The sequence below is a fragment of the Sulfurimonas denitrificans DSM 1251 genome (genome assembly GCF_000012965.1).
In the GTDB taxonomy this organism is placed as follows: Bacteria; Campylobacterota; Campylobacteria; order Campylobacterales; family Sulfurimonadaceae; genus Sulfurimonas; species Sulfurimonas denitrificans.
In genome coordinates, this window is record NC_007575.1 from 1857933 (window position 1) to 1881503 (window position 23571).

The following is a 23571-nucleotide window of genomic DNA, read 5'->3' on the forward strand; positions in this document are numbered from 1 at the left end:
TATCTACTTAAGAAATTTCTCTCTCAGAGAAAAAGAAAGCGATTTCAACAGCCGCATTTTCTAAAGAGTCACTTCCATGAACAGCATTTGCATCTATATTTTCAGCAAAATCTGCACGAATTGTTCCAGCTTCCGCCTCTTTAGGATTAGTAGCTCCCATTAAGTTACGGTTTTTAATTAGTGCGCCTTCGCCCTCTAATACTGAAACAACTACTGGACCGCTAATCATAAAGTCAACTAAATCACCAAAGAAAGGTCTCTCAGAGTGAACAGCATAAAAAGCCTCTGCATCTGCGCGTGAGAGCTGCATTTTTCTAGTTGCTGCTATTTTAAGACCATTACTCTCAAAACGATCTAAAATCTTACCGACAACACCTTTAGCAACGGCATCTGGTTTTATTATTGATAGTGTGCGTTCCATCAAATCTCCTATAAATATATAAAATTAGGGTGGAATGATATCTAAAAAAGATTTGATTTTAAATTAAAAAGATAAATTTAGGATTAAAAACGGGTAAATGCGAGAATCACAAAGCGAAAATGCTTTGTGATTTTTAAAAAATTATTCTACTACAGCCTTGCCAATTCCACGCATGCTCTCTGTAATGTCTTCACGATGAGCAGGACTCTCACCTACAACATCCCAAGTAATACACCCTTCAGTTGGACATGCAGTAGCACATGCTGGTTCATCATGATGGCCAACGCACTCTACACATTTATTAGCATAAACATAGTAAACTTCTTCACCAGTCGGGTTATCATCCTCATCTACAATTGCTTCTACTGGACACTCATCAATGCAAGCGCCGCAGTTAATACATGTATCACCAATAATTACTGCCATTAGGATTCTCCTATTATTAATTTCGTGGTAAGTTTAACAAAAGATTTTTAAAGATAGCTAAAACAGCATAGATAAAAACGCAATAAGAAGAATTTGTTACGCTTTTTATATATAAAAAATGACCCAATTAAAGTTAGTTTATTTTTAGGTATTTTTTAATATCCTCTACTCTGTTTGTAAGCTCCCATGTAAAGCCCTCTTCTTCTCTTCCAAAGTGCCCATAAACAGCTGTTTTTCTGTAAATAGGACGTAACAAATCTAGAGATTTTATAATACCTTTTGGAGTTAAATCAAAGAGCTCTTTTACACAAGACTCTATCTTTTTCTCTTCAACTATCGCAGTGTTGTGCGTATCTATCATGATAGAAACAGGTGCTGAAATACCTATTGCATAGGCTATTTGTATGGTAACTCTATCACAAACTCCAGCAGCAACTAGATTTTTTGCTACATGGCGGCATGCGTATGCAGCGCTTCTATCGACTTTTGTAGGGTCTTTGCCTGAAAATGCGCCGCCACCATGAGGGCAACTTCCGCCATAAGTATCAACTATTATTTTTCGCCCTGTCAAACCTGCATCACCTTGTGGTCCGCCGATTACGAACTTTCCAGTTGGGTTGATATGAAAAAGAGTTTTTTCACTCATCAACTCAGCTGGAATAACAGCTCTTATAACATCCCTTATAACATCTTCACGTATCTTCTCTTGCGATACCTCTGGAGCATGTTGAGTTGAGACAACTACTGCTTCAACACTCACTGGTTTATCTCCAATGTACTTTACGCTTATTTGCGCTTTTCCATCTGGACGTAAATATGGAATGATGCCCTCTTTGCGAACTTCAGCTAAACGTCTGGTTAAGAGGTGAGCCAAATATATCGGTAGAGGCATTAAAACATCTGTTTCACGACAAGCATAACCAAACATAAGTCCTTGATCACCTGCTCCAATCTCTCCATCCAAGAGAGTTACACCTTGTGTTATATCTGGAGATTGCTCTCCTATGCCATTTAGCACAGCAGCAGAACGATAATCAAACCCATAAGTTGCATCCGTATAGCCTATCTCTTGAACAACTCGTCTTACAATCTCTTGCATTGGTGCATAAGCTGTAGTTTTCAGTTCGCCTGCAATTACACAAAAACCATTTGACACCAGTGTTTCACACGCTACATGTGCACTAGGATCATGTTCAATAATATAATCCAAAATTGCATCACTAATCTGATCTGCCATCTTATCAGGGTGCCCTTCTGTTACAGACTCTGAAGTGAAAATGTACTCTTTTAAAGTTTTTTCTTCTTTTGTCATCGATTTTCCTTATTGAAATATGAAGTTTCTCTTCATAAATCAGCGAAAGTATAGCAAAAAAAATTATATGAAAAATCTCAAACTTTTATTATTTCTTAAAGCTTTTTTTAACTTAAATATATTGTATTTTGATTAGCATACTTCTGTTAGAATTTTACAAATTTAACTAATTCAAGGACATAAATATGTTAGTAACAAATCAAGCTCCAGACTTCAGCGCAACGGCGGTTTTAGCAGATGGGTCAATCGTTGAAAACTTTAAACTCTCAGAAAATTTTGGAAAAAAAGGTACAGTTTTGTTTTTCTATCCACTAGACTTTACTTTTGTATGTCCATCTGAAATCATTGCGTTTTCTCATAGAATAGAGGAGTTTAAGAGTCGTGATGTAAATGTAATTGGTGTTTCAGTTGATAGCCAATTTTCACACTTTGCATGGAGAGAGACTCCAGTAAACAGCGGTGGTATCGGTCGCATAAAATACCCTCTTGTTGCAGACCTTACAAAACAAATCTCAAGAGATTATGATGTGCTCTTTGGCGAGTCTGTTGCACTTCGTGGCTCATTCTTGATTGATGGAAAAGGTGTTGTACGTCATGCTGTTATAAATGACTTGCCACTTGGAAGAAATATTGATGAGATGATTCGTATGGTTGACGCTATGCAGTTTACTGATGAGCATGGTGAAGTTTGTGCGGCAGGATGGCAAAAAGGTGATGAGGGAATGAAAGCTTCTACTGAGGGTGTTGCTGAGTACTTATCAAAGCACGAAAATAACCTATAAATTTCTCTTTATAAACTCTCACATGTAGTGAGGGTTTATTACTCTCTATCTAAGCTCTGCATCGCTTTGTCTGAAGCATTTTTTGCTCTATTGTAGTGATACTCATCCACTTTTTTTGCGCATGCACTAAAACTTACCGCTAAAATAACAGCTAAAACAGTTATAACTCTACTCATTTAAAATCTCCGTTTTAATCTATTTTACGATTATAGCATAGCGCTATTTTTTACAAACCTCATCGCCTTGTTATTTACAAAAATAATATCTCTCCACTGCCTCTTTGGAGCGATAAGATTTAATCGTTTTGGATTTGAACTTCTTGAAATCGCCACATAAAACTGAGATGGCGCAAAAATTTCATTACTCTGTATAACTAAGTCCACAATCGACATCCCTTGTGATTTGTGGATTGTTATGGCGTATGAGGGCTTGATTGGAAACTGAAAGATACTAAAGAGACTCTCTTCTACAAACTGAAGTTTTGCATCTACACTCTTTTGAACCCAATGAGATTTATTTTGCGCAACTCTCTCTAATTTTATAACAATCAAATCACTTTTTTGTACATAAACATAAGTAGCGTCAATATTTACAACAACTCCTCGCTCTCCATTAAAATAGTTCCATGAGTTTCTCGTAAAGAGAACAGGTGCACCTATCTTTATCTCTAAAGTTCTCTCAATTCTTGCATCATCCATAAAACGCTCTACATCTGCATCTTTAACACTCTTTACATGTTTGATTATTTGAGCCTCTTTTGTATGAAGTTCACTATCAAGCAGAGCTAACTGAGCTCTATTATGCATGGCTGCAGAGTCGTTTTTTGCAAATAAAAAAGTAAATTCGCTTAAATCTTGCGGTAGTGGCTTTATATAACTATTTAACTCATTATGGACATCTTCATCCACAAAACCCTCTCTTACTTTAGCTAAAAGCTCTATAAACTCCTTGTCATCTGTTCTATATATATGAGTTAGCTCAACTATCTCAAAATTAAACTTCTCCCAAATGGCAGACTCAAAAGCAAAATGCACCTCTGAATATCCACGAACAACTGGAGGAAGCTGTAAAAAATCGCCAACGACTAGAAGCATACCTTTGAAGTTGCTTTGTTCTAAACGAAGAGCTATCATCTCAAAGAGAGTGTCACTTACCATTGAAATCTCATCAATGACTATCAAATCCATACTAGAGATAAGCTTTTGCACTTTTGTTTTTATCTCATACTTAGAGTTTTTTTGAAGCTCCTCTATATCTTTAGCGATTCCCAAATCCAAAAAACTATGCAGTGTTTGACCACCTATCAAAGTAGCTGCCATACCAGTTGAAGCGAGTTTAGCAACTTTTTTTGCATCTTGTTCATAGTGTGAAATAACACTCTTTGTGAGTGTAGTTTTACCAACACCTGCACCACCCGTTAAAAAAACTTTTTTTTTAGATTCTAATTTATCTACTATCTCATTTAAAAAATTCATAAAAAATTATACTATAATTGCAAAAAATATTTACGAGGAAAGCCTATTTTATGGAGAAAATATTAGTTGTAGAAGATAATAAGACATTAGCTAAATTGATTGCTAAAAAGATAAATTTAGAGCTTGGTTTTGAAGTTGAAGTTGCCTATAACTTTTTAGAAGCCAAACTATTTTTAAAAAGATATAGTTACTTTTTAACACTAATTGATCTAAATCTTCCAGACTCACCAAATGGCGAAATTGTGGACTATGTACTTGAATCTGGAAATCGTGTTATCGTGTTGAGTGGAAATATTGATAAAACATTTCGTGCTAATATCCTCAAAAAAAACATAATTGACTATGTAAATAAGGGTGGAGTTAATGATATAAACTTCATCATCAACACAATTGCAAGGCTCAAAAAAAATCAAAATCATAAAATATTACTCGTTGATGACTCTATGGTTTTTAGAAAACAGATGACTCACATGCTTGAGAATATGTTTTTCAAAGTCATAACAGTTGCTCACGGGGAAGAGGCTCTTGGGATTTTAGATAATGTGCCAGACATAAGTTTAGTTTTAACAGACTATCATATGCCTGTGATGGATGGACTTGAGCTAACAACTGAGATTAGAAAAAAATATACAAAAAATGATTTAACAATCATCACAATCTCTGGGGATAATGATGAGGACACAACTGCAATGTTTTTAAAAATTGGAGCAAATGACTACATTAAAAAACCTTTCTCAAAAGAGGAGTTTTCATGTCGCATAAACAACTCTATCGAAGCGTTAGAAAATATACATGCAATCACAAATAATGCAAATAGAGATTTTTTAACGGGTCTTTACAATAGAAGATATTTTTTCAACAACATGTATCCATATTTTGAAAAAGCTCTAACCAATGGCAATCATTTTGCAATTGCTATGATAGATATTGACTTCTTTAAAAAGATAAATGATACTTATGGGCATGAAATGGGTGATAAAACGATAAATAAACTAGCAGATATTTTAAGAGCAAACACCTCTCAAGATGATATAGTTGCAAGATTTGGCGGTGAGGAGTTTTGTATTGTTTTAAAAAACAAAACTCCTCAGCAGGCTCTGTCTCATTTTGAAAATTTAAGAGAAAAGGTTGAAAATAGTTTTCTTTCACTTGGCGATGAAGAAAAAATCACATTTACTATCTCAATAGGTGTGCTTTTATCTCCAGAAGATACGCTTGATGAGAGCATAAATCAAGCAGATATGTTGCTATACAACGCAAAACAAAACGGAAGAAACCGCATAGAACATAACTAAGGCTCCATAACTATTACCTCTCCAAAAGGGACTTGGCTCTCTTTTGGTGCTATCCATTTAACCTCATACATTGGAGAGTTTTTTGGAAAAATCCCATCCAAATCACTAAAATAGAGAAGCAGTTTTACATCTTCTTGCCCTTTTTCTATAAACTCAAAAACAGCTCTAAAATCAGTCGCTCCGCCACCATTTAGCTCTACTTCTAAAATATCTCCACTGTAAAAAGTTTTATGTGTTTGAATCTTATCATCACACACAAGCAAATCAAGATGAAAGTTTGAAAAGGTGTTCATAATGAAATTTAGTTCACTTAAAAATGTACCTAAGAGAATCTCATCAACAGAGCCTGAACTATCTATGGCAACAACAAATCTAAATGTTTGACTCTTTGAGGATGGAAGATATATGCCGCTATATAGAAGCTTTTTACTTGGAGGAAGAAGTGTGTAGTCATCTCTGTAAAACTTATCTAGAGCAACTCTCAACTCATCTCGCCAATCTATTTTACTATTACATGTAAGAGTAAAAAATCTCTCCATTGACGCTGGAATCTCGTTATTTTTTTGAGACTCATCAAACTTAGCCTTTGCAAACTCTTCAAATAATTGCTCTTCTTGAATAAATTCTGGATTTTTAGAGCTGTTTTGATTATCGGAGTCACTTTTTGTATCTTCTATATCATCTGCCTCATACTCTAGCTCATCACGTAAAATATCATCTTTAAGCTCGGCATAAATCTCCTCAGCATACATACCGCTAAATCTCTTTGAATAGTGCGCTCCATGAGGTCTAAGAAGAGAATTTTTAACCAACATATCGTTTATTGCATAATCAGTTGCGAGTTGCCAAAGCCACCCACTTCTACCGTTTCGTCTGGATTCATGAGCTAAAGAAGCATGCATAGCTCCGTTTGCAAATACAAACTCCATCTCACCATCGCTTAGCTCTGCTAAAAAATCACTGTTGTACTCAAGCTTGATACCATTACTTTTAAAACTCTCTATATCATCGTTTACACTTAACTCCAGCTTTGAAGCAAGTGCACCAAATAAGGGATAATTAACTAAAAGTTTAGCTTTTGCTTGAGAGATTTTTTGATCAATTGACATCTAACTTTTACCCCAAAAGATAAGCGAACTTTTTAACCCACTCTCTAAAGGACGCTGAGTGTCCCATAGTGATGCCATTTCTTTGTAAATCTTGGACTATCATAACCGCAAATTCTGACTTTAAATCAAAAGTGTATTTGAGTAAGTTCTCTAACTTTTCATCACTTTTATCTCTAAGATATGCACTAACAAGTCCGCTACTTAGTGCGTAGAGAACATCTACTTCATCACTATAATCGCCATTTGAAGTTTCCAATATCTCATTTATATCTGGCAATCTATCTATTACTTTTATAAAAGATAAAAAAGAGACTGCGACATCTCTTCCAACTGCGCCGCTTATGGTCTCAAGCAGAAGTGATTTTGGCATATTTGCTTTTAGGATGCTATCTACATACTCCCAACTTCTAGGAGTTGCAAAACTTTTTGTATCACTTTTTGCATCAAAGGTAAAGAGATGCTCGTTTTTATATGAGATATAAGATATTACACGCTCATCAAGACCGCTTTTATAAGCCCAAAGTCGCCAATCTTCTACATGTACATCCATCTCAAAGTGGACAAATCTGTTTGCTAAAGGGCTGGGCATACGGTATGTTACACCTCTATCACTATCACGATTTCCAGCTGCCACAATTGCCCAACCATCAGGGAGTTCATACTCGCCAACTTTTCTATCAAGAATTAACTGATACGCTGAAGCTTGGACACTTGGCGGTGCTGAGTTTAACTCATCCAAAAACAGAACTCCCTCGCCATTTTTTGGTAAAAACGCAGGAGGTGCCCAGAGTGCAGTGTGTGACTCCTTATCGTAAAATGGTATTCCTTTTAAATCAGTTGGGTCCATAAGGGCTAATCTTAAATCTATAAAACCAATATCTCTGCTTGAGGCTATCTGCTTTATAATGGAGGATTTTCCAATCCCTGGTGCGCCCCATAAAAAAGTAGGAACTCTCTGCTCTATTAAAGAGCCAATAGTTGCTATCAAATCAGTTGCTCTCATACTTCCCATCCTATATTTTCTTGTTGTATATGTTTTGTAAACGCAGCATTCTCTTTTACTTGACGAGCTACTCTTGAGTCAAGTTGGAGTTGATATAGAACCTCAACTGGAGTGTTTGGGTTTTGCGCTAGAGCTTTTAAAACTTCTATATCCTCACTATTTAAGAGTGCTTCAAGTATCTCGCAAGGAGTGTTGCTATTTTGAGCTAAAGAGGCATGATTTGCCTCATCTTTATATGCTTCTATGAGTGTTGCTTGTGAGAGAGTACTGTTTTTATATATCTCACTTGTAAGAATTTTTGAGTTAAATTCTAGCAACCTCATCGCAACATTATTGTCTAAATTGTTATTGTTTGCTAAAGAGATATTTACATCATCCAGATTCAAGTCAGCTAAACATTGCTGCATGTAAAGGGTTAGTGAACTATTTTTAGCAACCTCTAGTGGAGTTTTTTTAATTAGCTCTTCAAAAATTTCACTATCCAACCTTAGATTTTGTGCGAGATACTTTATGTACTTCTCATCATTTATGAATTTAGGAATTAACTCAGTTGATAAATTCCTACTCTTGCAAAGAGCTTCTAAAACTTCTTCATTCTTAGAGTTATAAAGCTCTATTTGCATCTCTTCATCACAATCTTGCCTCTTGGCAATAAGCATTTTAACTCTTGGATTTGCTTTTTTAATAAGTTTATTTAAGATACTCTTTGGAGTCTTAGGATGCGTTGCGATTGCAGACAAGATATTTAAATTTAGAGCATTTGCTTCTACATGTAAGCTTTTTTGCAGTGGTTCTAGCTCAAATATCATCTCAATTATCTCTGCTGAGTTGCTCTGGGATATAAGGTGCATAAATCCAGTTGTAGCGTATTGAACATTATGGTTTCTCTCTATATTTTCATAAAACCTTAGTATGATTGCGGCACTCACATCACGATTATCATCATTTTCAAAAAAGTCCTCGCCACCCCATGAGTACATCTTTAAGAGCTTAAAGAAAAGTTCATCTTTTATGGTTGAATTTTGTATGAAAGATTTAAGTCTCTCTTTGTCTCTGCTAAGTTTTAAGCTCATGAGAAGAGTCTCTGGATCTATATATTTTGCAACTTCTCTCTCAAGTGCTTCAATAGAGATAAATTCAAGAATAGTTGATTTTGCTTCGTAAAGTGCATTACTCGCATTTTGCTCATAAGGAGTCATCATCTTGCCATCAACAACCAAAGCAACATCATCAGAGTACTCGCTCACAACTCCTATCTTATGAAATTTCATCTGTGAAGCAAACTCATCAGTGCTAAATGCACGACTTTTGCCAAATAAGAGTATATTTTTATTTTGTAATTGTTCTAAATTCATACTCCGATTATAGCAATTTATCTTTTAATTTTTATGCCATTTAACTACTCTAGTTATAATCAAAACTCAAAATAAAGGATTTACAATGAAACTATATGCACCTTGGCAGAGAGCTTTTGAGAAAATAGCTACACCTTTTGAGCAGTTCCTTCACGCTCAAACAACGACTGGACTTATGTTAATGCTTATGACAGTAGTAGCGCTTCTTCTTGCAAACTCACCACTCTCCGATGAATATCTACACATATTTCATACAAATATAGATATTTTTGTTGGAAATTATGGCTTCTCAAAGAGTATTCATCACTGGATAAATGATGGACTTATGGCTATCTTTTTCTTTATTATCGGGCTTGAGATAAAAAGAAATATTTTAGTAGGAGAGTTATCAAATATAAAAGTTGCAATGCTACCAATACTCGCAGCTATCGGAGGGATGGCACTTCCTGCACTCATCTACTACGCTATAAACTATGGCGATATAGGGGAGGCTGGATGGGGAATCCCAATGGCTACAGATATTGCATTTGCAATTAGCGCTTTGGTTCTTCTTGGAAGAAGAGTCTCAGCATCACTTGTAACATTTTTAGTAGCTCTTGCTATCGTTGATGACCTTGGCGCTGTTGTTGTAATCGCTCTTTTTTACACACAAGAGATTAACATGCTGCCTCTTCTTTTTGCTTTTATATCTTTTTTGGTTTTAGTATCATTTAATCGTTTTGGCATACATGCAATACTCCCTTACTTTGTAGTTGGGTTTATCATGTGGCTATTTATGTTGGAATCAGGCATACACGCAACAGTGGCTGGAGTTATAGCTGCTATGGCAATTCCATCAAGACCTAAATATACCCCAATGGATTTCACAAAATCAGTAAAATCGAGATTGGATGAGTATGACAACTACCCCATTGAAGATAACTACATGTTACATGAACAGCAAAAAGCAATCCTACAAAATGTAAAAGACAAAATAGATGCTATAAGCTCTCCATCGGCTAGACTTGAACACTCGCTTCATCTTCCAGTGAGTTTAGTAGTTATCCCTCTTTTTGCACTTGCAAATGCTGGGGTTTCAATAAATTTTTCATCTGCCTATGATACTCTGCTTCAACCAATCTCTTTGGGAGTTATGGCTGGTCTTGTTTTTGGAAAAGTTTTTGGAATAGCTGGTATCTCTTATCTTGCTATAAAACTTGGGATTGCAAAGCTTCCTGAGGGCAGCACAATGAGTCAAGTTTTTGGTGTCGCTTTTCTTGGCGGTATAGGCTTTACGATGTCTATATTTATCGCAGAGCTTGCATTTGCTGGAAATAGTGAGCTAGTATTTCAAGCAAAAATAGGCATTTTAGCAGCATCTCTATTTGCTGGAATCTTTGGTTTTATCTGGCTTAGATTTATCGCAAAAAGTGCAAACTAAAGAGGTTTTATCTCACATCCATCAAACACAAAATCTAGCTCTTTGGGCATCTCTTTGTAAAGCAGAGGGCTGTCCAAATCTACAAACTCTATAACATCGCGATAAGCAAACGCTAAATGTAGCGCCATATTTATAGAGTATGGTCCCTCTAACATCGAGCCTAACATACACTTAAATTCTCTATTTCTTGCAAACTCCAAAATCTCAATAGCCTTACTCACTCCACCGCACTTCATAAGCTTTATATTTATCATGTCCGCACACTTCTCTTCTATGACTTTTTTTGCATCTTTGAGTGTAAATACCGCTTCATCTGCCAAAATGGGTATATGTGAGAGCTCGGTTATCTTCTTTAAGCCATCAAGGTTGGGTGCTTCAACTGGCTGCTCTATAAGTTTTATAGGAGTATTTAGCATATTTTCTATAAATAAAACTGTATTCTCAAAACTCCATGCTTGGTTTGCATCTACTAAAATATCGCACTCTGGTAACTCTTTGGCTATCTTTCTAACAATATCTATGGCATGTAAAATATCGCTTCCAACTTTTATTTTTAGTATATCCATTCCATTGCTAAAGGCTTTTTTGGCATCATTTAGCATAACATCTGCTTCATTTAAACTGATAGTTATATCACTCTTTAGCGCCGATTTATCAGTGGCTCCAAAGTACTCATAAAGCGGTTTTTTAGCCTCTTGCGAGAGTAGATGAACAAACGCTATATCAAGAGAGGCTTTTGCACTTGAGCCAATAGCACACTTTGTATGCAAAGCACCGAGTGCCTCCTCACATGTAAGATTTAAAAACAGCTCCTCTACACTAGCGATTGAAGTTAGGATGATGTATATATCCTCCCCCGTTATAACCTTTGTAGCAGACGCTTCGCCAATACCCACAAAGCCATTGTCGCACTCCACTTCAACTCTTACAAACTCTACATGTGAAGTCTGGCGCAACGCCGTTTTAAATGGAGTTTTAAGCTCTATACTCTCTACTTGGGTTGTTATATTTACTATTTTCATAAGGATCTAATATTTTGATTTTCTAGGGCGATTTTTTGTAACTTCTCTAGCACTGTTTTATCAAGAGTAGTTTTGCTATTTTTTTGAACCATACATAAAAGTGTGCCATAAGAGCTAAGGTCAACATCTCTAGAGTGCAGAGCAGCATCACTAACGAACTTTACTAAATCCTCTCTACTTAGCACATCTAGCTGGTTTAGAATGTTTTGCATCATCAAATCATTGCTATTTTCATCCCCTCTTAGAGAGTCTGAAATCTTTTTCTTTGCTACGGCTTTGTCTAAACCTCTATTGTAAAGATTGAGTGTTGCCATATTTGAGAGTGAGTTGATTGTACTATTTTTAAGAGAGCTTTGAGTCGGAGGCAGAGGGGTAAGCGTTGCAAAAACAACATTGCTTAGAAAAACTGTAATAATTAAAATTCTTTTATTCATATCTAATCTCCTTTTATTGCATTAGTTTATTGTAGTAAAGACAATAATCACAGATATAACCTCCATTTCTTTGATATTTTTTTGCATTGAGTATCTGATAATGTTGAAGTTCAAATATTGTTATCTTGCCAATCTCTTTAATTATAAAATAGTGGCTTAATTTAATTTACTCGTTTGTATAATTTACCTTATGGATGTAGTTTTAAATAGTTTATACAATATCAGCACAAACAATTCTGTAAAACCAAGCGTTAAGGAAGTGCCTGTTTCTCAGGACGATTCCCTAAAAACAGCAGAGGCTGAAGAGCAAAAAAAACTAGAAGAAGAAAAAAGAGTTGATAAGTCAAACTCCGCTGAGAAGTTAAGCCAAGACGAAAAACGTTTAGTTGCAGATTTACAATCAAGGGACGCTGAAGTTCGTACCCATGAAGCAGCACATCAGAGTGGTGGAGCATCAACTGGCGGAGCTTCTTACACATATCAAAAAGGTCCTGATGGGAGAATGTACGCTATTGGCGGTGAAGTTTCCATCTCTTTTCAAACAGGCTCAACTCCACAAGAGACTATCGTTAATGCCCAAGCAGTTATAGCCTCAGCTCTAGCGCCAGCAGACCCAAGTGCTCAAGATATAGCTGTAGCCTCAAGCGCCATGATTATGATGATGAAGGCACAGCAGCAGGTAACACAAGAGGCTCAAGAGAAGCTGCTAGGAAAAGAGACATATAAAAATGCGGCTAGCACAAGTGATGAGTCTAAAGATATTAAAACTTAAGATAAAAAGAGCATCAACTTCCCCACAGCCAAACCACCAAAAGTTCCTACAATGTAGCCCATTATAGCCATCAAAACACCTATGCCTACAAGAGCTTTATTATATGTTGCAGCTAAAATGGATGCAGATGCGACTCCGCCTATATTTGCTAAAGATGCTATGGCGATACTAAATAGATCTAGTTTAAATATTTTAGCGCCTAAAACCATAAGAGCGGCATGAACAACTAGAATACAAAAACCTGCAAAAACATAGATACCAACACCGCTAAAGTTATCAAATATTGCTTTTGAGCCAATTAGTGCTATTAACATGTAGAGCATTGTAGTAGCAACTTCGCTAGAACCGTTTAGTGTTTTTAATCTTGTAAATGAGCCTAAAACTCCAAAAAGTGTAGCTAAGATAACTGTTGTTGTTGTGTAATTTAAAAGTTCAAATCCACTCTGAGCTATAAAGTTTACTACAAATGCAACGATTATTGCCAAGAGTATCAAAAAATAGTATCTCTTTGCTCCAATAGTACACGAACACCCAATTAAGTTTAGTTTTGCCATCTGTTCATGTGATGACGTAAAACTATTAAAGTAGCTCGCAAATGGAGTTAAAAAGAGTAAAAACATTATCCATATAGTGTAGTTTACGCTATCAACTATTAGTGCATATCCAAAAGCCTCTTGAGAAACATTTAGCGCAGAGCCAACTGCTATCATATTTGCTACTCCGCCCATCCAGCTCCCACTTAGCGCACCAAAGGCAGATGCCATCTCTTTATTAAAATCAAAAATAAAAGAGATAAATACAAATGCAAACGCTAAAGAGAAAACAGCCAAAACATAGGCGATGATAAGAGATTTTCCAAGCTTGAAAAAATCCCTAAAATCAATCTGCAAAAGCATCAAAAAAAGCATGGCTGGGAGTAGATTTTTCTTTGTATTTTCATATATTGCATCTATAGCTTCATTTTGCTCAAAGGCTCCCATGGAAGCAAATGTCATACTAAAGAGATAAATCAGCACAACAGCAGGGAGAAACTTGAAAAACTTTGAGTTACTTTTTTGCTCAACTAAAGTGATAATAGCTGCCAAAGATGCTAATGCAAAAAGATAGCCAAAGGGTGAGACAATCATTTAGTATCTTTACATGGTGAATTTTTAAAACCCTCTATCTGCTCTCTTATTGCACTCATAAATCTGCTCGATGGGTCATCTTTGTATGTTCTATACTTTTTATCTACTTCAAGCCAAAGTTCATCTTTTTCAAAACATCTATACTCATAATGTCCTATAACATAATCAATCTCTGGAAATCTCCTCTTAAGCTCTGCAACTAACTCTATATTTGCTCTTAGTTGCTCAGGTGTCAAGTTATCCTTTGAGTTCTGCCCGCCGACATTTTCTATGCCAATGGAGTTATAGTTAAGCCCAATTACATGTCGAGCCATAATATCTAGTGGCATAAGCTGATGGATGGTTCCATCTCTATCAACAATAAAGTGAGCCGAAACATTGAGTGCTCCGCCTCTATGAATATCTGCTCTGGCATTTGGCAGAGTTTGGTCTTTAAAGCAAGAGAGCGATGCGTTAAAATCATCTATCGCTGTGTGATGAATAACGATGATTTTAGGAGTAATTTTTATATCTTTTACATCTAAGTTGTAGTGATATTTTATATACTCTTTTGTAAGATTTACTCTTTTTTCTTCAAATTTTATAGGTGTCTGCTTTATCTCTATAGCAAATAGAGAGAGATTAAAAAGCACATAGAGTATGATAAATTTGTACATGTAAACCTTTTTAGATATTATACTCTAAGAAAAAAATAGGAATAAATATTTGGCAAAGAGATACATCATTTTAGATACAGAGACAACAGGAATAGGTGAAGAAGATAGAGTAATTCAGCTTGGCTTTATTGTTTTGGGCGAGAGAGAAATTGAGGTTCAAAACGAATTTTTCAGCACATCAGTTCCTATTAGTTTTGGGGCTATGGAGACGCATGGAATCACTCCAGAAATGTTAGATGGCAAGCCTTTATGCAAAGATAGCACCTCTTATCGGAGGTTAAATGAGCTAAACAGTGACGAGAATTATCTCATCATCCACAACGCAAAATTTGATATAGATATGCTTCAAAAAGAGGGTTTTAAAACTCAAATGAGAGTAATAGACACTCTAAGGGTTGCAAAACATCTACTTCCAGACGAAGAAGCACACAGACTTCAATACTTCCGTTATAAAATGGAGCTCTACAAAGAGGAGCAAAAAGAGGCAGATGAGCTAAACATCGTTATAAAAGCCCATGATGCAATCGGCGATGTTTTGGTTTTAAAACTACTTTTGAGCAGATTAAAAAAGCTTGTTTTAGAGAAGTTTCCAAATGAAAATCCAGTAGAAAAAATGGTTGATTTAACACTCACACCAATCATGATAAAATCATTTAATTTTGGAAAATACAGAGGTAAAACTCTACAAGAAGTAGCCACAAGTGACGCACCATACTTAAGATGGATGTTAACAAATATGGAAAATCTTGATGAAGATATGCGCTACTCTATAAATAGACTCTTAAGCAATTAATCCAAAAACAATAAATAGCACCAAAGAGATTCCCCAGCTTATAAATGCATAGGGGAGTTGTGTGTTTGTATGCTCAACCAAATCACAATCACTTGCCATTGCAGAGATGATAGTGGTATCTGAGATAGGTGAGCAATGATCTCCAAAAACACCTCCAGATATCGCAGCACCAACACAAAGAGCCATATTTGCATCCATGGAGAGAGCCATTGGAATAGCTATTGGAATCATTATGCTAAAAGTTCCCCAACTAGTTCCTGTTGAGAGAGAGATAAGAGAGGCAATTATGAAAATTACAGGAGCTAAAAAAATCACGTTTAAGTTTTGACTGACTAGTGAAGCCAAAAAATTGCCTGTTTTTAACTCTGTTGTTATCTCTCCTATACCAAATGCAAAAAGTAGTATAAGTGCAATTGGAACTAGCTTTAACGCACCACCAAGAGCAGTTTTACCCCATAATGAGAGTGACATGTTTTTTGTTCCTACAAAATAAAAAAGAGTAAATAGAAGCGTAGAGAGCATGGTATAAAAGATAGAACTAGACCCACTTCCTTTTAAAATATCGCCATTGCCAGTGATGTATAAAAAGAGAAAAACAAAAAACACCATCAATAAAATTGGCAACAACATGTAGAACATTGTCTGAGATTTTTGGCTCTTTAGCTCATCTTTTTTAGGTTTGTGTTCTGCTTTTTTCATAGCTCCGATATCGATGTTAAACCATATCGCTATAAATGTAACAAGGAGCGCCGCCATGGCATAAAAGTTATATAAAACAGAGTGCATTAAAACGCCTATGGCATCAAGATTTAGGCTATTTAGTGAAATTTGTGTTGTTATTAGCCCCAAAAGAAGTGCTCCCCATCCATTTAAGACGATAAGAGAGCTAACAGGAGCAGCAGTTGAGTCGCAAACAAAAGCTAATTTTGCGCTTGGAATCTTGTATTTGTAACAAAATGGTTTTCCAACAGCTCCTGCGATTAGAGATGTTATGGTTGACTCTATAAATATAAAAATACCTATAACATAGCTAAGCATCAAAGCAGATCGTGGAGATTTTACAACACCTGTTTTATGCTGCATAAAATCTACAAAACCATCAATGCCGCCAGATTTTTCAATCAGAGCCATAATACTTCCAACAAGAATAGCAAAAGAGAGAGTTTGCACTATCCAAGCCTCTTGTAATAGAGATACAAAGAGAGAAAATATATTTTTTAATGATGGAAAAACGGAAAAATCATTTAAGATAAATCCGCCAAGAACTATCCCACCAAAAAGTGAGAGCAGAACATTTCTACTATATAGCGCTAAGGCAATTGCTAGGAGTGAAGGAAGAAGGGAGAGTGCAGAGAGTTCTATGTCAGACCTATCAAAACTCTATAGAGAGTAAAACCAAACCTGGTCTTCCAAAAATCTCTTTATATGGCTCACAATCTTTGTGCCTAACCTCTTTAAATCCCAGTTTTTTATAGTAAAGCAGTGTCTCTAGCGAGCCAATTTCAACTATAGTTTGTGCGATTCTATAACCTTTTAGCCTTGCAGTTAAAAGACTCTTTTGCATAAGTGCTTTTAAAATTCCAACATCCATAAAGCCCTCTAACTCTTCCATGTAATCAAATACTAAAGTTCTGCTATTTAATGCAAAACCGCAAATTTCCATTAAACCAAAGTACTCACTCTCCTCAGCATTAATGCCAATCTCTTCAAGAGCACTCATAAAAGTCTCTTTAGTTATCAACCTTGGTTCATAACTTGCAAGAGAACCAACACTTTTCCCATCAATTTCTGCAATTAAAAAATTACTAAAATGACAATTTGACTTCGCCGTAGTATTTGTTAATTTTTCTAAATTTTTTAAAATCTCTTCATCATTGTTTAGTTTAAAAATCAGGTCAAAAACACCAATTTTTTTATCAGCCCTAGTACTTTGTAAAATCATTTGTGCTAAAAAAGATGCGTCAGCACTAGTAGCTTTTCTTATGTTAATACCCATAAACTTATTTCCATTTTTTTAAAATTAATCTGTTTCATATTTTGGTAATAGTAACATACTTTATGGTAAAAAACTTCTTAATTATAATAATTTCTCAAATGTTCCTTTTTGCTAATGAACAAATCATTTTAGTGGTTGCGGATGAGTTTAACTCAACCAAAGCAAAACTTCTCTGTTTTGAAAACAACAGAGCTATATTTGCGCCTATAGAGGTAAATTTAGGAGCTCTTGGGGTAGCTTTTGGAGCTGGTGAGATAGAATTTTTAAAAACAGATGCAGACCCCATAAAAAAGGAAGGTGATAAAAAAGCACCGCTTGGAATATTTACTCTTGAGTCTGTTTTTGGATATGAAAAAGATATGAATATTAAAATGCCATATCTACATGTAACGGAGGAGTTGATTTGTGTGGATGATTCAAACTCAAAATCTTATAACCAAATCATCAAAAAATCCTCAAAACTGCCAGCTTCTTATGAAGAGATGAGACGAGAAGATGCTCAATATGAGCTAGGAATTACAGTTGGACACAATAAAGAACAGATACCACAAATGGGCTCTTGCATCTTTATACATGTAGAAAAATCCAAAGATGCCCCAACTGCTGGATGCACATCTATGAAACTAGAAGATATAACAAAAATAGTCCATTGGCTTGATAAAAGCAAAAACCCAATTTTAATTCAAATATTATCTTCTCAAAAGAGAGAGCTTGCAAAACTCTATCCGCTCTTAGAGATATAATCCCTAAGAGGTTACTCTTCCTCTTTGCTCATATAATCTTTTGCCTCTATGCCCATTAATGCCAGACCTGTTTTTAAAGACAATCCAACGAGCATAAGAAGTTTAAGAAGTTTTGCCTCATCCGCTGTTCCTATAATTCTACAATCATAGTAAAATTTGTGCAGTGACGCAGCGAGTGATTTTAGATACTCTGGGAGTTTTTGAACCTGTCTTGAGATAAAAGCATCTTCTACAATTTCTGGGAGCAAAAGCGCATCAAACATAAGCATATCAGCACTCTCATCTAAGTTTTTAAGTGTTGCTGACATTATCTCATCGTGACTCAAGTCACTCTTTGCAATAATAGTTTTTATCCTTGCATGAGCATATTGAATATAAAAAATAGGATTTGAGCTATCTTGCTTTTTAAACTCTGCAAGGTCAAACTCTAGAGCTGTATCACTTTTCTTAGAAGCAAATATAAATCTAAGTGCATCTGAGCCTATCTCTTCAACTATATCACTCATTAGAATTACATTTCCAGCACGCTTACTCATCTTATAAGGTTCACCATCTTTTAAAAGACTTACCATTTGAGAGAGTAAAACTTCAAGCTTAGCGCTATCATAACCCAAAAATTCGACTGAGGCTTTTACTCTAGCTATATATCCGTGATGATCTGCACCCCAAATATTTATATAGTGATCATATCCTCTCTCAAACTTTTGGTTATGATAGACTATATCACCAGCCAAATACGTAGGACGAGCATCTTCACGAACAACAACTCTATCATCATCATCGCCCTTTAGGCTTGAAGCGATAAAGAGTTTATCATCCTTCTTATAGATACCATCCCCCATTTTAGCCATAACTCTATCCCAATCATCATACAGAGTTGACTCATAAACAAAGGTATCAAAGAAAATATTTGTATTTGCTAAATCTTTTTTGATAATCTCCATAACGCCATCTTTAGCCCATAGTGCAAGCTCTTTTTGGCGAGATTCATCACTTAGAATCTCGAGGCCAAACTTCTTTATTGCTTCATGTGCTAATGGCGCTAAATATTCGCCTCTGTAGTAACTCTCTGGGTATTTCACACTCTCATGTAGTATATTTTCTCGTCCATAAAGTTGGATTGAGAGTCCTAGTAAATCTATCTGGTTTCCAGCATCATTCACATAATATTCGGCTGTTATATCATAGCCCAAATGACGTGCTAGTCTAAAAAGTGTATCTCCGTAAACAGCGCCTCTTGCATGTCCAATATGCAGAGGTCCTGTTGGATTTGCACTGACAAACTCTAAGAGAATTTTCTCTTTTTTCTCTTGTTTTGCAAATGTTTGAGGATTTTCTAGTGCCCACGAGCCATACTCACTTAAAAAGTTTTCACTTAGGCGAAAATTTAGATAACCTTTTACAGATTCAACACGGCTAAAAATATTGTTATCTTCAAAAGAGGAGGCAATTTCATCAGCAATTTTCATAGGAGATTGCTTTAGCTCTTTAGCTAAAGCAAAAGCGATAGGAGTAGCAAAGTGACCAAAAGAGCGGTCACGAGGTTTTTCTAAAATAACTTCACGACCAAACTTTTCACGCAAAAGCGCTGACACTCGTTGTTTCAAAATTTACGCTTGTGTTGGAGTTTTTGAACTCTCTTTTGAAGCAACTTCTTCAGCAGATTCTACTTTTTTAGGAGCTTCTGTTGAAGCTGATTTTACTTCTGTATCATCATCTTCATTTTTCATTTCAGCTTTAAAATTTTTAATTCCCTTGCCAATACCCTTTGCTAATTCAGGTATTTTCTTCGCACCAAACAATAAAACAACTATCGCTAAGATGATTAAGAGCTCTTGTCCACTAGGCATTCCCATGTATATTCCTTTTGTAATTTAAGTCAGAAATTATAGCCAAATTTGCTGTAACTTCTCTTATTTTATATATCTTCCCAACTTCTGACAAAATCATTTATCTCATTGCTTGGTATTTTTACCCTTGCCGCATCGGCTATGATTCTAAGTGTTTTAGCGGCCTCTTGCAAGTTGTCATTTACTATAAGAAAGTCATATTCACTAACTCTTTGCATCTCTCTCTTTGCCATTTCAATACGACGTTCAATCACATCTTTGGTATCTGTTGAGCGAGCTTCAAGTCTTTTTTTTAGCTCCGAGAGAGTAGGAGGAGAGATGAAAACTGAGGTTGTTATATCTCCAAGGCGATTAATTATCGTTGCGTTTCCTTGAACATCTATATCAAAAATAACTAACTTTCCACTCTTTAGAGCCTTTTTCACTGGTTTTATCGATGTTCCATAATAGTTAGAATGCACAACTGCATACTCTAAAAAAAATTCATCTTCTATATCTTTTTTAAATTCACTCTCGCTAACAAAATGGTAGTGTACGCCATCCACCTCACCCTCTCTTATTGGACGAGTTGTTGTAGAGATAGAAAAGTAACACTCCCCAATATCATCAATTACCTCTTTTATCAAAGAACTCTTACCAGCCCCGCTTGGACCTGAGAGAACTAATATAGCTCCTGTTTTATGATTCACTATTTTTCACCTAAAGTTATATTTATATTTATCTTCATCCCTTTTAATGACGCTGCCACATCCTTATCCGAGAGTGCTTTTAAAAGTTTTTTAAGAGCTTCAACACCATCATCAGAATTATCGTTTGGTTTTTTTATCTCTTCATCACTATTATCAAAATCATCTTCAACTTCTTGTTCATCTTCTGCTTCAAAGAGATTCTCTTCATCAAGCTCTTCAACATCCTCTCCAATTGCAAGCTTTAAGTCTCTGCTAGTTAAAGAACCTATATTTAGTAAAATATCTTCATCTACTTCTGTCTGTAAATCTTTCTCGCTTAATGAGCTGAGTGCACTTTGTATCTGAGAAGACAAATCTTCTTCATTTAACTCAACATCTTCTTCTAGCTCTCCTATTTCATTCTCTATATCGAATTCATGAGTGTCGTCATCTGATATTAACTCTTGCGTCTCATCATCCAAAATAAAATCATCAATTTCTTCATCTTCTATTTTATCTTCATTTCTCTCTTGTGCTTCATCTTCTTCTATCTCATCTTCGTTTAACTCTTCTTTTTTATCACTCTGTTTTGTAGTTTCATCTTCAAGTAGAAACTCATCATCTTCAAAGTCATCAAGAGAATCAAGCTCTAAATCGTCATCTAAAGTTTTAAGCTCTTTAGTATCTTCTATTAGCTTATCAGTTTCATCTAAATCATACTCTAAACTCTCATCTGCTTTATTGTCTTCTAAGTCAATATCTTCATCTAGTTCTAAATCTTGCATGTCAAAATCTTGGGTTTCTGTCTCTTCTAAAAGATTTTGAACTTCTTGAAGTTCATCTTTATCTAAAATCCCATCTTCGTTTTCAAGCTCATCATCATTTTCTATATCTTGGCTCTTTGTATCATCTTTAAGCTCTACAAGAGGTTCGTCATCATCTTCTTCAATGTTATCAAAGGCATCAAAATCTTTTATATCATCAAAATCTTCAAGCCCATCTAAATCTTCTAAACTATCAACATCTTTAATAGTATCATCAATAAAATCATCTTCAAAACCATCTATCTCATCTAAGGAGATATTATCTGTTTTATCAATCTCTACTGCTCCCATCATCTTCTCAAACGAGATAAGAACTTCAACTAATTCAGTTGGCAGAAATGGTTTTTTAAGTGTTTTAGTAAACTCTTCAGCGGGTGCGGCATCTCTTGTGCAGATATAAAGTGATTGAGCAAACTGAATTTTACTTCTAAGCTCATCCATATTATCTTCGCTATATAGAGCGTCATCAACAATCAAAAGATCATATTTTTTTGGCTCTATTGCTTCGATACTATCAACTGTAATTAACTCATCAGAAGTCTTTTGTACACTAAGAGTTATTAGCTTGTTAACTACTGGATTATTATTTAAAAGTAATATTTTCATTACATGTTCCCTTGAAGGCTCTTTTGACGTTATTGTATCAAAAAAACTAAAAAAACATCTCTAAAAAGTTAAAAGCCTCGACCATTTGACCTTTTATAATCAGCATAATTGCACTTATTGTAGCTATCAATACAGCGAAAGAAACCATTATTTTTATAGGAAATCCAATTACAAGAAGATTAAACTGAGGCATTGTTTTCATAAGCATTCCAAATATAATATCAGCTAACAAGCCAAGAGCAGTAATTGGAAAAGCAATCATAAAACCGACTAAAAACATATTTGACATAGCTTTGATAATATAGGTAAAGAGATTCTCACTCATCACAAAACCTCCAAGAGGAATATTTTGCAACGAGGAGTCAATAAAAAGTAGAATCCAGTGGTGCATATCTATTGCAAAGAGCATCATAAGAGCCATCAAAGATAGGAATTGAGAGATTATAGGCATTGAAATACCAGATTGTGGGTCAATTGCACTTGCCATTGAAAATCCCATCATAAAAGATATCTGCCCGCCTGCAAACGTAATTGCATTAAATGCTATTTGTAAAATAACTCCAATGGCAAGACCAAAAAGTAGTTCACTTAAAATTGCCATGACAATGCTTGGGACTGTTATGACCATTGTTAATGGGGGCATGGAAGAGTAAAAAACAATAGTGAAAAAAAATGCTAATGAAGTTTTTATACTGATTGGAATGTTATTGTGTGAAAATATTGGTACAGCAATAAATAGTGCTGCAAATCTAAAAAACAGAAGAATAAAACCGACTATATAAGTATCACTAAATACTTGCGGCCATGTCATAATAACCACTCTTTTTTCATTAGTTTACTCTTTCGAGTTCTTTGTTTAGAAGCTTATAGACTTTATCACATCTTGCAGCGAGTTCTTCATCATGTGTTACTAAAACCATTCCAGCATTATATTTTTGCAGATATTCAAAAAAGATATTCATTACCTCATTTGCTGTTGTTTTGTCTAAGTTCCCTGTTGGTTCATCTACAAATAGCAGACGTGGCTTTTTTGTTAAAACTCTAGCGATGGAGACTCTTTGTTGCTGCCCGCCTGAGAGCTCTGTAACTTTTTGCTCTAACGTGTTATCGATATGTAATCTTTTTAAAAGTGACTCATCAATCTCCTGTTTTGAGAGGATTGCTGCGACTTCTAAATTTTCTAAAGAGGTAAAACCTTTAAATAGATAGTGGGACTGAAACACTAAACCTATCTCATCTCTTTTAATTTCCCAGAGCCTTTTTTTGCTCATAGTAGAGACATTTTCATCAAAAATTTCAACACTTCCTCTGTCTGGCTTTAATAGCGTTGACAAAATATTTAACAGGGTTGATTTTCCACTTCCACTTACACCGATAATAGCAACAGACTCACCCTCTTGCAAATCAAGCGAAATATTAGAAAAAAGTTCATAGTCAAAGGTATGAGATAAGTTTTTAGCGCTTAGTAAATTCATAAGGGGA

27 protein-coding genes are annotated in these 23571 nt (G+C 35.4%); 7 read left to right on the plus strand and 20 right to left on the minus strand.

The genetic code is table 11. The annotated features are described in order from the left end of the window. Positions 1 to 7: 7 nt before the first annotated feature. The 3 genes from ndk to metK form a co-directional block, all read right to left on the minus strand. Positions 8 to 421 (minus strand): nucleoside-diphosphate kinase, encoded by a 414-nt coding sequence (gene ndk, locus SUDEN_RS09235; RefSeq protein WP_011373389.1) that lies wholly within the window; start codon positions 419 to 421, stop codon positions 8 to 10. Between the two features lie 141 nt (positions 422 to 562). Further along, a complete protein-coding gene (locus SUDEN_RS09240) occupies positions 563 to 847 on the minus strand; it encodes a 4Fe-4S dicluster domain-containing protein (RefSeq protein WP_011373390.1) in 285 nt (94 codons plus the stop codon). Positions 848 to 980: 133 nt separating this feature from the next. Continuing rightward, positions 981 to 2159 carry a methionine adenosyltransferase gene (metK, locus tag SUDEN_RS09245; RefSeq protein WP_011373391.1) on the minus strand — a complete coding sequence of 393 codons (1179 nt, stop codon included), beginning with the start codon at positions 2157 to 2159 and terminating at the stop codon, positions 981 to 983. A 185-nt stretch (positions 2160 to 2344) separates the two neighbouring features. Between metK and SUDEN_RS09250 the strand changes: the two genes are divergently transcribed. Beyond that, positions 2345 to 2941, plus strand: coding sequence for a peroxiredoxin (locus SUDEN_RS09250; RefSeq protein WP_011373392.1), 597 nt, complete (start codon positions 2345 to 2347; stop codon positions 2939 to 2941). A gap of 38 nt (positions 2942 to 2979) precedes the next feature. Here SUDEN_RS09250 and SUDEN_RS11340 read toward each other — a convergent pair whose 3' ends face one another. Further along, positions 2980 to 3117 carry a hypothetical protein gene (locus tag SUDEN_RS11340; protein ID WP_158301046.1) on the minus strand — a complete coding sequence of 46 codons (138 nt, stop codon included), beginning with the start codon at positions 3115 to 3117 and terminating at the stop codon, positions 2980 to 2982. A 30-nt stretch (positions 3118 to 3147) separates the two neighbouring features. Then, positions 3148 to 4416 carry an ATP-dependent DNA helicase gene (locus tag SUDEN_RS09255; protein WP_011373393.1) on the minus strand — a complete coding sequence of 423 codons (1269 nt, stop codon included), beginning with the start codon at positions 4414 to 4416 and terminating at the stop codon, positions 3148 to 3150. A 50-nt stretch (positions 4417 to 4466) separates the two neighbouring features. Between SUDEN_RS09255 and SUDEN_RS09260 the strand changes: the two genes are divergently transcribed. After that, positions 4467 to 5711 carry a diguanylate cyclase gene (locus SUDEN_RS09260; protein WP_011373394.1) on the plus strand — a complete coding sequence of 415 codons (1245 nt, stop codon included), beginning with the start codon at positions 4467 to 4469 and terminating at the stop codon, positions 5709 to 5711. Here SUDEN_RS09260 and SUDEN_RS09265 read toward each other — a convergent pair. The 3 genes from SUDEN_RS09265 to SUDEN_RS09275 are packed head-to-tail and all read right to left on the minus strand — an operon-like array spanning position 5708 to position 9178. Further along, positions 5708 to 6820, minus strand: coding sequence for a vWA domain-containing protein (locus SUDEN_RS09265; RefSeq protein WP_011373395.1), 1113 nt, complete (start codon positions 6818 to 6820; stop codon positions 5708 to 5710). The genes SUDEN_RS09260 and SUDEN_RS09265 overlap by 4 nt on opposite strands. 7 nt (positions 6821 to 6827) lie before the next feature. After that, positions 6828 to 7823 (minus strand): AAA family ATPase, encoded by a 996-nt coding sequence (locus tag SUDEN_RS09270; protein WP_011373396.1) that lies wholly within the window; start codon positions 7821 to 7823, stop codon positions 6828 to 6830. Continuing rightward, entirely contained in the window at positions 7820 to 9178 is a 1359-nt protein-coding gene (locus tag SUDEN_RS09275) for a hypothetical protein (protein ID WP_011373397.1), read from the minus strand. The genes SUDEN_RS09270 and SUDEN_RS09275 overlap by 4 nt, the downstream gene beginning before the upstream one ends. 85 nt (positions 9179 to 9263) lie before the next feature. Here SUDEN_RS09275 and nhaA point away from each other — a divergent pair, with 85 nt between their 5' ends. After that, positions 9264 to 10598 (plus strand): Na+/H+ antiporter NhaA, encoded by a 1335-nt coding sequence (nhaA, locus tag SUDEN_RS09280; protein ID WP_011373398.1) that lies wholly within the window; start codon positions 9264 to 9266, stop codon positions 10596 to 10598. On the opposite strand, the gene SUDEN_RS09285 is transcribed toward nhaA, so the two are convergent. Both SUDEN_RS09285 and SUDEN_RS09290 read right to left on the minus strand, forming a co-directional pair. Then, on the minus strand, positions 10595 to 11620 hold the full coding sequence (locus SUDEN_RS09285) for a dipeptide epimerase (protein WP_011373399.1): 1026 nt from the start codon (positions 11618 to 11620) through the stop codon (positions 10595 to 10597). The two genes, nhaA and SUDEN_RS09285, sit on opposite strands and share 4 nt — an antisense overlap. Beyond that, positions 11617 to 12054, minus strand: coding sequence for a hypothetical protein (locus tag SUDEN_RS09290; RefSeq protein ID WP_011373400.1), 438 nt, complete (start codon positions 12052 to 12054; stop codon positions 11617 to 11619). Before SUDEN_RS09290 ends, SUDEN_RS09285 begins: the two co-directional genes overlap by 4 nt. A 190-nt stretch (positions 12055 to 12244) precedes the next feature. Here SUDEN_RS09290 and SUDEN_RS09295 point away from each other — a divergent pair, with 190 nt between their 5' ends. Beyond that, a complete protein-coding gene (locus tag SUDEN_RS09295) occupies positions 12245 to 12826 on the plus strand; it encodes a putative metalloprotease CJM1_0395 family protein (RefSeq protein WP_011373401.1) in 582 nt (193 codons plus the stop codon). On the opposite strand, the gene SUDEN_RS09300 is transcribed toward SUDEN_RS09295, so the two are convergent. Then, complete coding sequence (locus SUDEN_RS09300; protein ID WP_011373402.1) at positions 12823 to 13953, minus strand: DUF819 domain-containing protein; 1131 nt, start codon at positions 13951 to 13953, stop codon at positions 12823 to 12825. The two genes, SUDEN_RS09295 and SUDEN_RS09300, sit on opposite strands and share 4 nt — an antisense overlap. After that, complete coding sequence (locus SUDEN_RS09305; protein WP_011373403.1) at positions 13950 to 14609, minus strand: peptidoglycan recognition protein family protein; 660 nt, start codon at positions 14607 to 14609, stop codon at positions 13950 to 13952. Before SUDEN_RS09305 ends, SUDEN_RS09300 begins: the two co-directional genes overlap by 4 nt. Before the next feature lie 49 nt (positions 14610 to 14658). Between SUDEN_RS09305 and SUDEN_RS09310 the strand changes: the two genes are divergently transcribed. Continuing rightward, entirely contained in the window at positions 14659 to 15402 is a 744-nt protein-coding gene (locus SUDEN_RS09310; RefSeq protein WP_011373404.1) for a 3'-5' exonuclease, read from the plus strand. Here SUDEN_RS09310 and SUDEN_RS09315 read toward each other — a convergent pair. Beyond that, positions 15391 to 16533 carry a Na+/H+ antiporter NhaC family protein gene (locus tag SUDEN_RS09315; RefSeq protein ID WP_049752238.1) on the minus strand — a complete coding sequence of 381 codons (1143 nt, stop codon included), beginning with the start codon at positions 16531 to 16533 and terminating at the stop codon, positions 15391 to 15393. The two genes, SUDEN_RS09310 and SUDEN_RS09315, sit on opposite strands and share 12 nt — an antisense overlap. Between SUDEN_RS09315 and SUDEN_RS11280 the strand changes: the two genes are divergently transcribed. Beyond that, on the plus strand, positions 16505 to 16795 hold the full coding sequence (locus tag SUDEN_RS11280) for a hypothetical protein (RefSeq protein ID WP_148153555.1): 291 nt from the start codon (positions 16505 to 16507) through the stop codon (positions 16793 to 16795). The genes SUDEN_RS09315 and SUDEN_RS11280 overlap by 29 nt on opposite strands. Here SUDEN_RS11280 and SUDEN_RS09320 read toward each other — a convergent pair. Further along, entirely contained in the window at positions 16775 to 17398 is a 624-nt protein-coding gene (locus SUDEN_RS09320) for an acyl-CoA acyltransferase (protein ID WP_011373406.1), read from the minus strand. The two genes, SUDEN_RS11280 and SUDEN_RS09320, sit on opposite strands and share 21 nt — an antisense overlap. 98 nt (positions 17399 to 17496) lie before the next feature. Between SUDEN_RS09320 and SUDEN_RS09325 the strand changes: the two genes are divergently transcribed. Continuing rightward, positions 17497 to 18141 (plus strand): L,D-transpeptidase family protein, encoded by a 645-nt coding sequence (locus SUDEN_RS09325; RefSeq protein ID WP_238374806.1) that lies wholly within the window; start codon positions 17497 to 17499, stop codon positions 18139 to 18141. 11 nt (positions 18142 to 18152) lie between these two features. Here SUDEN_RS09325 and argS read toward each other — a convergent pair whose 3' ends face one another. The 6 genes from argS to SUDEN_RS09355 form a co-directional block, all read right to left on the minus strand. Further along, positions 18153 to 19748, minus strand: a complete 1596-nt coding sequence (argS, locus tag SUDEN_RS09330; RefSeq protein WP_041672310.1) for an arginine--tRNA ligase — start codon at positions 19746 to 19748, stop codon at positions 18153 to 18155. 3 nt (positions 19749 to 19751) lie between these two features. Then, entirely contained in the window at positions 19752 to 19997 is a 246-nt protein-coding gene (locus SUDEN_RS09335; RefSeq protein WP_011373409.1) for a Sec-independent protein translocase subunit TatA/TatB, read from the minus strand. A gap of 62 nt (positions 19998 to 20059) precedes the next feature. Further along, positions 20060 to 20680, minus strand: a complete 621-nt coding sequence (gene gmk / locus SUDEN_RS09340) for a guanylate kinase (RefSeq protein ID WP_011373410.1) — start codon at positions 20678 to 20680, stop codon at positions 20060 to 20062. Beyond that, positions 20680 to 22089: a hypothetical protein gene (locus tag SUDEN_RS09345; RefSeq protein ID WP_011373411.1), complete on the minus strand. Its 1410-nt coding sequence runs from the start codon at positions 22087 to 22089 to the stop codon at positions 20680 to 20682. Before SUDEN_RS09345 ends, gmk begins: the two co-directional genes overlap by 1 nt. 46 nt (positions 22090 to 22135) lie before the next feature. After that, positions 22136 to 22900 (minus strand): flagellar biosynthetic protein FliR, encoded by a 765-nt coding sequence (gene fliR, locus SUDEN_RS09350; RefSeq protein WP_011373412.1) that lies wholly within the window; start codon positions 22898 to 22900, stop codon positions 22136 to 22138. Positions 22901 to 22919: 19 nt separating this feature from the next. Continuing rightward, on the minus strand, positions 22920 to 23564 hold the full coding sequence (locus SUDEN_RS09355) for an ABC transporter ATP-binding protein (protein ID WP_011373413.1): 645 nt from the start codon (positions 23562 to 23564) through the stop codon (positions 22920 to 22922). Positions 23565 to 23571 lie beyond the last annotated feature (7 nt).